7 protein-coding genes and 1 pseudogene are annotated in these 11761 nt (G+C 56.3%); 5 read left to right on the forward strand and 3 right to left on the reverse strand.

The window, feature by feature from the left end:
* The first annotated feature begins 97 nt into the window (after positions 1-97).
* The 4 genes and pseudogenes from AC0L8G_RS10340 to AC0L8G_RS10355 all read left to right on the forward strand — a co-directional run bounded on the left by AC0L8G_RS10340 (position 98) and on the right by AC0L8G_RS10355 (position 6374).
* A complete protein-coding gene (locus AC0L8G_RS10340; RefSeq protein ID WP_473388790.1) occupies positions 98-1456 on the forward strand; it encodes an MFS transporter in 1359 nt (452 codons plus the stop codon).
* Positions 1457-1482: 26 nt separating this feature from the next.
* Positions 1483-3082 (forward strand): annotated as a pseudogene (locus tag AC0L8G_RS10345) (serine hydrolase).
* A gap of 205 nt (positions 3083-3287) precedes the next feature.
* A complete protein-coding gene (locus tag AC0L8G_RS10350) occupies positions 3288-4166 on the forward strand; it encodes an alpha/beta fold hydrolase (RefSeq protein WP_473384124.1) in 879 nt (292 codons plus the stop codon).
* Positions 4167-4271: 105 nt separating this feature from the next.
* Complete coding sequence (locus AC0L8G_RS10355) at positions 4272-6374, forward strand: S9 family peptidase (RefSeq protein ID WP_473384125.1); 2103 nt, start codon at positions 4272-4274, stop codon at positions 6372-6374.
* A gap of 11 nt (positions 6375-6385) precedes the next feature.
* Here the strand turns inward: AC0L8G_RS10355 and AC0L8G_RS10360 are convergent, their stop codons facing one another.
* Complete coding sequence (locus tag AC0L8G_RS10360; RefSeq protein WP_473384126.1) at positions 6386-6946, reverse strand: TetR/AcrR family transcriptional regulator; 561 nt, start codon at positions 6944-6946, stop codon at positions 6386-6388.
* 145 nt (positions 6947-7091) lie between these two features.
* Positions 7092-8516 (reverse strand): amidase, encoded by a 1425-nt coding sequence (locus tag AC0L8G_RS10365; RefSeq protein WP_473384127.1) that lies wholly within the window; start codon positions 8514-8516, stop codon positions 7092-7094.
* Positions 8517-8886: 370 nt separating this feature from the next.
* Between AC0L8G_RS10365 and AC0L8G_RS10370 the strand changes: the two genes are divergently transcribed.
* Positions 8887-11001, forward strand: a complete 2115-nt coding sequence (locus AC0L8G_RS10370) for a TonB-dependent receptor (RefSeq protein ID WP_473384128.1) — start codon at positions 8887-8889, stop codon at positions 10999-11001.
* A 66-nt stretch (positions 11002-11067) separates the two neighbouring features.
* Here the strand turns inward: AC0L8G_RS10370 and AC0L8G_RS10375 are convergent, their stop codons facing one another.
* Positions 11068-11664: a TetR/AcrR family transcriptional regulator gene (locus tag AC0L8G_RS10375; protein WP_473384129.1), complete on the reverse strand. Its 597-nt coding sequence runs from the start codon at positions 11662-11664 to the stop codon at positions 11068-11070.
* Between the last annotated feature and the right edge of the window lie 97 nt (positions 11665-11761).

Raw genomic sequence — 11761 nt, forward strand, 5'->3', positions numbered from 1 at the left:
CGACAGGGGCGCCAGGGAGGCGGATATCAGTAAGCTTCAGAATGGCTATCGCTTCAGCCGGGTGCAGCTTTTCGCCTATGCTTTTCCGGCGATGATTTTGTCTACCGCGATGGTTCCCGTCGGCGCGATTCTGCCGACGCTATATGCACAGCATACCAAGGTCACGGTCGTTGCGGCAGGCTCCGTATTTCTTGCACGGTCGGTTTACGATGCGATCTCGGATATGGTCATCGGATATTTGTCTGACCGCACCGTCAGTCCGCTGGGGCCTAGATTGCCCTGGATCATCGCGGGTGCAGTCGTCACTGTTGTTTCGGTGCTGATGCTATATCGCGTGCCTGAGGACGCCGGGGTTTTCTATTTCGGTTTGTGGACGCTGGTGTTCTTCACAGGCAGCACGATGATCGGAATTCCGTATTTCGCCTGGGGCAGCGAGTTGTCGGCGGAGTACACAGACTCGACGCGCATTTTTTCCTATAAGAGCTTCTTTGAGTCGCTCGGTACTTTTTCGGTTTCCGCAACGCCGATCATTCTGGTTTTTCTCGGGGTAATTCGAAAGTCGGAATACTCAGTCGAAGCGATACAGGTGCTGGGTGGCGCGCTGGTGGTGTTGATGCCGCTGAGCATTATCGTAGCGGTCATGTTTGCGCCCCGCGCCAAGCCGCGCGTGGTTCACGACGTCAACCTGCTTGATGTTCTCAAGGCGGTGCGCAGAAACGGCGTTTTCCTGCGTTTCATCAGCGCCTATATAATTGCTGGATTCGGGTACGGATTCTTCGTCGCCCTGATCTTTCCCTATATTACGAGCTATCTCGGTGTTGGCGAATCCTTCCCCGTCATCCTGCTTGTCATCACTGTATGTCAGATTGCTTCGATTCCGGTGTGGTCATGGATTATCAACCGGCTCGGCAAACATCGCGCCTGGGCATGGGGTTGGATTACAAACTCTTTCGTTCTGCTTCCTTTGTGGTTTGTGTCGCCAGGCGAGGGGGCGGTTATTCCATTGATCGTTGCACTTGGTCTTTACGCTGCGACGAACGGCGTAAGCGCCATCGCGCCTTTTGCATTGCTCGGTAATATCGCCGACTATGATCGCCTCAAGACCGGTCGCAATCACGCAGGACAGTTTTTTGCGTTCATGCTGTTTGCGGTGAAGCTGCTCGGGTCTGCGGGCGGCATCGGGCTGATCATCCTGGGCGGTGTCTTCGCTTATGATCTTGGTGTCGGCGCTGAGAATGATCCCTTTGCGCAGTTCGGCATCCAGTTTCTGTTTATTATCGTGCCGGGCTTGTTTCAGCTCGCTGCTGTGGCGCTGATCTGGAATTTCCCGATTGATCAGCGGCGCCAGAACATCATCGCCCGCCGGCTGCAGCAGCGCGACGAAGCTGAAGGCGCGGAACAATCGTCGGATCAGGCTGCCGGCGGCGTCGCCGAGGGAGTTGTGTCGCCGGCATGATGGTGGAACGTGAATTTGCCAAGCGGATGGATGACCTGTTCGCTCCGTGGAGACAGGGCGTTCGTCCAGGCGCGGCCGTTGCGGTTTATAAAGACGGCGCATTATATCGGCAACGCGCCTATGGTTTCGCCAGCCTGGAACACGAGACGCCCTTATCCGTGTCGAGCGTGTTGCGGCTTGGCTCAACGACTAAACATATGACGGCGACCTGTGCGCTGATCCTGGAAAATCGCGGCAAGCTGCGCCTTGATGACGATATTCACGCTTATATATCTGAGCTGCCCGATTTAGGCGTAGCGATAAGTTTGCGTCACCTGCTGACTATGCGCAGCGGGTTGCGTGACCATTTGAACATGCTGCTATTTGCCGGGCTCGACGCCAATGCGCCCATCGGTAGAGAGGCGTTGTTCCGCCTTGCTCTTGCGTCAGGTCCGCCAATGTTCGCGCCGGGAAGTGCGTTCAGCTATTCGAATACAAACTACACGCTGATGAGCGTTGTCATTGAACGCGTCTCGGGGCTGTCTCTCAGGCAGTTTATGGAACAGGAATTATTCGATCCTCTCGGCATGCGCGATACGCACCTTGTGTCCGATATGGGCGAAGTGATTTCTCGCAAGGCGAGCGGATATTTACCGAAAGCAGATGGCGGTTACGAGGCGGGATACATGCTGTGTCATCTTGATGGCGCGGGCGGGGTTGATCTCGACCCTGGCGGATATGGGGCGCTGGTTATGCAATTACCGAGACGACAAGCTATTCGGGCCGGATTACCGCGCGCGCATGGAGGCGCCGCTAACCGGCGCGGTGAGTGACGCTCACTACCGTCTCGGCATTGAGGTCAAATCTCATCGCGGACACACAGTCGTGCGTCATGGCGGCGGCATGTATGGCTATGCCTGCGACTTTGCGTTTTATCCGCAAGCCGATATTGGCGTTGTGCTGTTGGCGAATGTTCTTGATATCGAAATATATCAAATGGCTGACCGCCTTTTCGATCTGCTCACCGATGAAGCGCCTCGGGTTCAAAAGAAGCCAGACGTAAGCGCAGCGCCGGCATTCGCAGCTGGGCATTATGTTGGTGAGCAGGACGATCTGATCATCGCGCTTGTCCAGGAGGGGGCGGCGAAGACGCTTTATCTGCTTGGGGAGCGCCACCTGCTGGCGCCTGATGGCGAGGGGTGGCGTTCGGAGAAGCGAGACCTTTATCTTGAGATTCGCGATGGCGCCGCGATGATGTCGTTCGGCGGAAAAACTGCGGTGCGGTTGGTTCCCATTGACGACCCGCGTGAAGCGCCGGGGCCGTCTCCACAAAACCCGGAAGATTTTGTTGGCGCCTATCGTAACAGCCTGTTTGGAGAAGTGCACAATGTCGTTCTCGAAGGGGGCGGCCTTAAAGTTTGTTTGCCAAGCGCAAGCCGCGCGCTGGTCTGGGGCGAGTTGCTTTCTGTTGGGAAGGATTTCTTCGCCGCACGGGTCGAAGGTGAGCCGACCTGCACCAATGTGACGGTGCGTTTCCTGCGTGACGCTGATGGAGACATCCGAACATTGCGATATGGTTTGAACCGTTGCGTCGATTTCGACTTCGACCGAGTGGAAGAAATCAAAGGCGGGGTTGGGAATGGTTGAGCTTGCGCGGATTTTTCTCGCCAGACGATGGGCCGGCCTAATTATCTCCACTGCGCTCGTCATTCTGGGTTATCTGCTTTCAAATAAATGGGGCCTTTGGACTCTCACACCCGGATGTCTGCTATTTGCCGGTGCGCTCTACGGTATTGCGACGAGAGACCGGACGCCGCCGCCTGGAAAATTATTTCGCATAAACGGTCAGCGGATGCATATTCTGGCGGAAGGAGAGCCCGGAAAGCAGCGCACCGTGATCTGGGTCAGCGGCGGGCACGGCGAGGGGCTGATCCTGCATCATCTCCACAAAGTCATGCGAGAAGAGACCCGGTCTATCCTGTTTGACCGCACCGGATCGGGATGGTCCGATCCGGCAGGTGAAGCGGTGACCATCAGCGGTGAAATTGCAAGACTAAAGGATTTACTTGATACTGCGGGGGAACAAGGGCCGTTCGTTTTCGCTGGACATTCTTTCGGCGGCTTGTTCAGTGCGAACTTCGCACAAGCCTACCCTGAGAAAGTTGCAGGACTGGTCCTATTGGACCCGACCTCGCCGTGGAATGTCGCCTTTGCGGGTCATCTGACCTTTCCGCCAGTCATTGCAAAGGCCTGGTTTGGCGCATTGGCTAGCCAATTTGGTTTGCGCCGTTTCGTCGAGCCTGAAATCGACAATCCGGAGAGTGACCTTGCACAAAAGCTCGCCGATGTGGCGACAATAGTGAACGCGCATTCCGTTGAACCGAAATCCCTTTTAGCGGAGGCGTCGGTGTTTCGCTCCTGCATGCGCAATCCGTTCGATCTTGTCTCCGGTCGCGGCGTGCTGGCAAGTCTGCCGCTCGTCCTGATGACGCCTCATGAGTCTGAAAAGGACAAAGCGGAATTGCGCGATCTTGTAAAAACGAGGCTTGGGCTTAGCGACCGGCAGGTGACCAATTTCTTTGCGGCGCATCGCGACACTATCGAACAGCATTTGGCTCTGTCTTCGCGCAGCCGCCAGGTCGTGCTCCCTGAAGGGTCGACACATATGTTTCCTTATGAATTTCCCGAACATGTGCTGAAAGAGGTGCGGATGGCAATCGCGCTCGGGTGATTGCGAAATCGCCACTGCATCGAAAGAAAACAACTATACGATAGGTAAAAGCTATTGAACCAATGGTAAGTTGCCTCTAGCATGTCCGAAAACAAGGAGGTTGCGATGAGGGGATTATTGCTCATTTTAGCAGGGGCGGGGGCGTGCGCCGTCGCAGCGTGCTCTGGCGCTGATCCGCAAAAAGACGGCGCCGGCGCAATGCATGGCGCGAGCGAACCTCTTCCGCTCTATCCCTTTGATTTATTTTTCACACCGGAAAGCGTAACGGCGCCGAGGGTTAGTCCTGATGGCAAGCGCCTCGCCTATATTGCGCCGGTCGAGAACGTGAATAACTTTTTCGTCGCACCCATCGACAACCCGGGCGCCGCGCAACAGCTTACGTCTTTTGAAGGGCAGGGTGTTCGCGCGACCGATGTTTCCGGAAATGTCATGTATCGCTGGAGTTTGGACGGGCGCTACATCATCTTTCCCAAGGACTATGACGGTGATGAGAACTGGGACATTTGGGTCGCCGACACGGAGACTGGTGAATCCCGCAACCTGACTCACAATCCAGAACGCAAAACACAGCTTGTGCAGTTGAGCGATGAGGATTCGTCAAAAGTCGCCGTTACCGACAGTGCTCCCGGCCTGCCGCTCCCGGATTTATACATTCTCGATCTTGAGACCGGAGAGATGGAGCTGGTTTTAAAAAACGAGCAGGGCTTTCTGGGATTTCTGGCGGACCGGTCCCTGGCGCCTGCCGCCGCTGTGGGTTACGACGCGAGCGCCGGTCTGCAATTCTATTCGATGAAAACACCGGAAGGCCCCCAATTGTTGGAGGCGATTGCACCCGAAGATTCGGCCGCATTTTCTTCGACCATCTATACGAATTCCTTCATGATCGATGAGAGCAATCTCCATGTATATCGCTTCGATAGCGAAGGACGAAACACCAATGCGCTCGTACGCGTAGACCTTAAAACCGGCGAGAAAACCGAACTGGCGATAGACCCGCGCGTAGATGTGTCGCGCGTTGTTTATGACCCCTCAACGGGGGCGCCCCTGGGTTATGCGGCGATCTGGGACCGGTTGAAATGGACGGCGCTGGATGATTCCTACGCCAAGGATTTTGAAGCGGTGCAGTCGCACAATCCGCCGGCAGATTTTTATGTGGAGAACATATCCCGCGACGGACGCGTCTGGATAATCCGGTATATGGAATCCAACCGTCCGAGTGAATATTACGCTTATGATCGCCAGGACGGGAGCTTTCAAAAGCTGTTCGTCGGTACGCCGCAGCTCGAAGGTATGAAGCTCGAGCCTCTGCATCCCTATGTCATGAAAACGGATGACGGTTTGGAATATGTCTCCTATTACATGCTGCCGAGCGGCGCAGACCCGGATGGCGACGGCAAACCAGATGCGCCCGTTCCCATGGTGATGATCGTGCATGGGGGGCCGAGCGATGAACGCGCGATCTATGCGTTTGGCGCGATGCTTCATTGGTTGGGCAACCGTGGTTATGGGGCGATGTATGTCAATTACCGCGGCTCCGCCGGATTCGGGAAAGCGTTTATGAATGCGGCGAAAGGCGAATGGGGCGGCAAGATGCATCAGGACCTGATCGACCAGGTCGACTGGGCGGTGAAAGAGCAACTCGCCGACCCTGACCGCATCGCCATCGTCGGGGGCAGCTATGGCGGCTATGCGACGCTCGTGGGAATGACCATGACGCCGGATGCATTTGCTTGCGGTATAGACATTGTCGGGCCGTCAAATCTCTCCATCCCGATGCCGCATTGGGACGCCGACTGGATGAAAGAGCAACTAGGCGGCGATCCGCGTACAGAGGAGGGGCGTGCGTTTTTGCTTTCGCGCTCACCCGTCGCTTACGCGCATCAGACAAAAAATCCTGTGCTGATCGGTCAAGGCGATCAGGATTCGCGCGTGCCCACGGCGCAGTCGGACGAGATTGTCGAGAAAATGCAGGAAGCGGGTGCTGAAGTGACCTATATTCGCTTTCCTGATGAGGGGCATGGCTTTGCACGGCTGGAAAACAACCGGGCGTTTTGGGGCGCCGCGGAAAATTTCATGGCGCAATGCCTTGGCGGTCGGGCGGAGCCGATCGGCGACAAGTTTGAAGGCTCGTCCTTGATCGTGCCAGTCGGCGCCGAGCACATAGACGGCATGGCGGACGCGCTGGAGAGTATCGCCGGCGCGCCCTAGGTGGCTCAGGCCTATTTTGAAGCGGCGGGCGCCAGCGTCTGCGTCAGTAATTCGACAAAGTACTCGGTTGTCTCTTTCATGGACTGACCGGATCCGCCAATCCAACGGGGCATCCAGTTGAACGCGCCCATGACGAAGCGCGCCGCCAGTTCCGCTTTGCAGGGGGCGATGCTTCCATCCTCAATTCCCTGGGCGACCCATGAAGCAACGCGCGCATTGGCGACGTCCAGCCGCGACAGGAATTCTTCCCGCTGCATCTTATCCTCGATGGCGTGGACTTCGTTAAGCAGGGCCGAAGCGTGGGGGTGAACGAATGCCTTGCTGGAGACATAAAGGCATATTTTTTCTAGGCCGGTAGTCCCCTGTGCTTCGGCCTCCGCCGTCGCGTCGTCAATTTCCTCAAGCGCCGCATGATACGTCGCGCATAAAAGGTCGTTCTTGTTTTTGACATAGTAATAGAGGGCGGTTTTGGTCAGGCCCAAACGCTCAGCAACGTCGACCAGCGAGGTCGCGTGATAACCTCGCTGGTTGAACAGTGCAGCGGCTTCTGCGAGGACCGCCTGCTTCTTCAACTGCGCCTGTTGCGCTTGCGCTTCATTCCACGCGACATTCTTTTTTCATCTTTTATGCAGCCATTTTATGAGCAGGCGCGTTGCTAGTGGTTTGCGCCGCGTTGCGGTTTGGGCATTGCTTGTATTTCGTCCGACCGGCCATAGCTCAACGCAATCCCGGCGCAGTCAGCGGCCATGGGCGGTGTTGCTCCCATATGCGTGCGAGGCGCAAGGCGATATCGTCTCGATGTCGTCGGACATTTATCAGCAGCCCGATCGGCAGGCCGTCGGACGACAACCCGGCGGGCACGGAAATGGAGGGGTTCCACGCTATGCTAGATAGTACGGTGAACGGTTCGCCATTTGTCTCGCTCGCGTCCATCCCTGCGATCTTCTCGGGCAGCGGCCCCTCCGCTGCATAAGGAACGCAGCAAGCAGTTGGTGTGATGAGAATGTCTGCGGTTTGAAAGAATGCGGCCATTTCCTGCTCGACTTTCATTACGGTTTCCCGATAGCCGATGAGGTCACGGCTGTCGCGATAGGCGTAGCGCTCAATAAACTGCCTTGGTCCGGGGCTTATTTCCTTCAAGCGGTCCGGAAGCCAGCCATCGCGTTCAAAACGCTGACGCAATTCAACAGCGGCGAGGGCATTCCAGGCGACGTAAGCATTTGTCCAACGCCTCTCATCGGTGCGCATTTCAATGCCGGCGGCGGCGCAAAGCTCACCTGCGGATTGCTCGCACAACTTAACAACTTCCGGCTCAACTGGCGCGAAGCCAAGGTCTGGAGACCAGACCGCACGCAACCCCCGGACATCAAGCGTTTCGAGAAGGTCTTCGTAACGTATGTCCGTCCGGGGCAAGCTCATGCGATCACGGTCATCAGGGCCCGAAACGATATCCAGATAGCGCGCGGTGTCAGCCACGGTCGCTGTAATAGCGCCGGGGCTTGAGGTGTCAGCGAAACCATTATCGCGAGGAATGCGGCCAAGGCTCGGTTTAAGGCCGACCATGCCGGTGAAGCCCGCGGGACAGCGGATCGATCCAAGGCCGTCGCCGCCGGTCGCCAATGGCGTCATGCCTGCCGCGACCGCCGCCGAGGAGCCTCCGGAACTTCCGCTCGGCGTGCGCGCCAGATTCCATGGGTTTCTCGTGATGCCGTGAAGCAGCGTGTGCGTAACGCCATCGAGTCCAAATTCCGCAGTAGCGACTTTTCCAACAATAATGGCGCCGGCCGCTCGCAAGCGCGATATCTGTGTTGTGTCGAATGTCTCAGGCGGCGCGTCCTTGGTTAAAAGCGAACCGTTCCTTGTGGGGAGCCCGATGCAGCGGTCTCGCAAATCTTTTACGGCGATGGGCACGCCGGCGAGCGGCGGCGCCGGCATTCCGTCTGCAAGACGCTTGTCGAATTCCGCTGCTGCTTCCTGCGCCAATGCTTCGTCGATATGGACAAATGCATTGATGACTTGATCGCGACGGCGAATGCGTTCGAGGCATGCATCGAGCTCGGCGGTCGCGGTTGATTCTCCGGATGCGACCTTGCAGGCGATGGAGATTGCGCTGCTGCGTTCAGGCGATTTTGTGGGCGGCATTCGCGGACGCTCCTGGATATAGCGGCAAGGGGAGATCGGCAGGAGGCGCCGCGTTCACGCAAAAACGCTTCCTGAAACCATCGCTGAATTCATAATTTGGATACGCCGAGCGGTCGTTTTTCGTCGGTCTCTTCGCGATCATAGCCTTCCTTTAATCCAAGCGTCGTCGTGCGGCGGCGTGGCAGGGTGGTGATCCTGCGCCGGGGCATTCATAAACTCTACAAAAAAAGAGCTGAACGCAAGGTAAGTAGAATTGACGAAGCGGTCAATTCCCCATAGATTGGCTGAGGAGCTAAAACTGACGGGGCCGTGGCTGCGCTGCGGGGTTTAAAAAACCGTCGAATAATCTGCAGCGAGAAGGGGTGTTAAAATGAAGAGATTGCTTTTATCGGGGGTTGCGCTGGCGGGGTTAGGGGCGATCCCGGCATATGCCCAGGGCGGAACAGGCGACGGCGCACGGGACGTTATTACCGTCACGGCGCAAAAACGGGAGGAAGACCTCCAATCGGTTCCGATTAGTATTAAGGTCATTGATGAGGAGCTGTTGCGCACAACGCTGGCGGACGGTCTTGAAGATCTGTCACGGCTTGTTCCAAGCCTCTCGACGGCGAGCCTGAGCCGCGGCGGAAGTCAGGTTCAAATTCGTGGTCTCGGCTCAAATGTGGGAAATGTGGGCACGGTCGCTCTTTATAATGATGGCGTGATTTCATCGGGCCGGACGCAATCGAGCGGTACTTTTGCTGAAGCAGACAGCATTCTTTACGATGTTGAGGCGGTTGAAGTATTGCGCGGTCCTCAAGGCACGCTGTGGGGCGAGGGGTCCTTTGGCGGGGTCATCAGCATCCGTTCAAATCGCCCGGATACGGAGCAGTATCAGGCCTCGGCGTCCGGGACCTGGTCGACCATCAAGAATGGCGCGTCGGATAATTTCAATGTGGCGGGGATGGTGAATATTCCTCTCGTCAAAGATGTTCTGGCGGTTCGCGCCGTCGGTTACCGGTATGATCGCGGCGGGTATATTGATGGCGTTAACTTGCTGCCCTTGTTTAGCGCCGAACCGGCTGAATTGTTCGGCGAAGACCTGAACACGCAACGCTTCACAGGCGGCCGCGTGATTGCGACGCTAACGCCGAGCGATGGCGTCGACATCACGGCGATCTACAAGAAAGAAAAAGCCAAACTGGGAATCGATAATACGATCTCCCCTAACCTTATCGGCACCTATACGGACTATGATCCGTATCTGTCGCAAGCAGGCTTTTCATCAGACTATGGCACAACCCGTGATCTCGATGAGGGTATTCTGGAGATCAACATTAAAACGCCGATTGGCTTGCTTACATCCATCACGGGCTATAGCGCCATTGAAGCGGAGAACACTGCGCCGGCGGTGTTCAAGTCCGAAGCCTGGAGCGAGGAGGTGCGTCTCAGCTCGGACTTTGAAGGTCCGCTCAACTACACGGCGGGTTTCTATTATCGCGACGCCCAGAGAGATATCGAGTTCGCCGGGACAGGCTTTCTCGGTGAGGAAATCTCTCAATGGTCACTATTCGGTCAGGCCTATTGGGCCATTTTGCCGTCGCTTACGGCCACGGCGGGTATTCGCTATGAAGAGCAATCCCTCAGCACGGCAGACCTTTTCTACACGGCTTCCGTCAGTGAAGGGGAGTTCGACAGCGTCATTCCAAAATTCGCACTAGACTGGCAGGCGACAGAGGACACGCTGATTTACATCTCTGCGGCGAAGGGCTTCCGGGCGGGCGGCGCCAATTCCGATCAGTCGCTGGGCACAGATCCGAACTTCGTCGCGGCGTTCGCGCCTGACGAGATCTGGAACTATGAAATCGGCCTCAAGACAACGTTCTTCGACGGACTTGTGACGACGAACGCTGCCGTTTTCTATATCGACTGGTCGGACATTCAGATCGACAAGGCGATCACTTCTGTGATCATTCCGCCGATTCAGTTTATCGTCGTCAATGGCGAAGAGGCGCATAGCTTCGGCTTTGAAGCGGACGTCTTTATTTCGCCTGATGAAAATACTGATATTGTTCTGGGCGGATCGATCCTCGAGGCGCAGTTCGACGGCGGAGAAATCGACACTGCGGCCTATCTCGACTTTCCGCTCGATGGGCAGCGCCTCGCCAGCACGCCGAAATATGTCGCCAATGCGTCTATCGAGCGTCGCTTTCCCATGGGCGGTTTTGAGCCATTTGTCCGGGGCGAATTCTCAGCGCGGGGCAGCTCCTTTGGCGATGTCCCGAATGTGCCGCAACCGGGCGGCAATCTTGCTAGCGGTGAGCTTCTACTCGCCAATTTCCGCGCCGGCATTCGCGCCGATGCATATGAAGTACAAGTGTTCGTCAATAACGCTTTTGACGAACGGGGGAGCACATTCACCTTTTTTGACGGTGGATTTGGCGATGTCGCCGCGCTGACACAGCCGCGGACCATCGGCGTTAACTTGAAATTGCGTTACAACTAGCTCGAAAACTCGATGTGAATAAAACGGATCTGATGATGACGCATGTCTCGTCAGGTCCGTTTTCAATCAGGGAGCCAGAGTTTTCTTCATCAGGTCGACAAAGTATTTTGTCGCTTCCTCGATAGAGTAACCGGAACTGCGGATCCAGCGCGGCATCCCGTTGAACGGTCCCATAACGAAACGGGCCGCTAATTCAGGGTCGCAAGGAGCGATGGACCCGTCCTTGACCCCTTCTTCGACCCAGCGGGTAATCCGCGCATTGGCTTCCTCCAGCCGCTTGCGCAGGAAGGATCGCTTCTTTGGGTTGTCGATGGCGTCTATTTCATTCAGGAGCGCGGACGCCTCCGGGTGAAGAAACGCCGGGCTCTGAACATATTTGCAAAGCTTGTCGAGCCCGGTTTCACCCTTCGCCTCGGCTTCCTCCGTGGCTTGGTCGATCTCCTCAAACGAGCGCAGATAGGTTTGATACAACAGCTCGTTTTTGTTCTTAATATAGTGATAGAGCGCAGTCTTTGTGAAGCCGAGCCGCTCAGCAACATCAGCGAGTGATGTCGCATGATAACCGCGCTCATTGAAGAGTGCGGAAGCTTCCGCCAGAACGGCCTCTTTTTTCAATTGATTTTGTAGCTGGTGGGCTTCGCGCCAGGCCGGGTTCTTGCTCATTATTTTCTCAATGCCGCATTCGGGAAGTCGAACGGATAGGGTGCCCGGAACCTATACAGGATGTCAGTTCAATTCAATTGAATTGAACACGATTTCA

Source organism: Hyphococcus sp. D3-15, assembly GCF_055809375.1.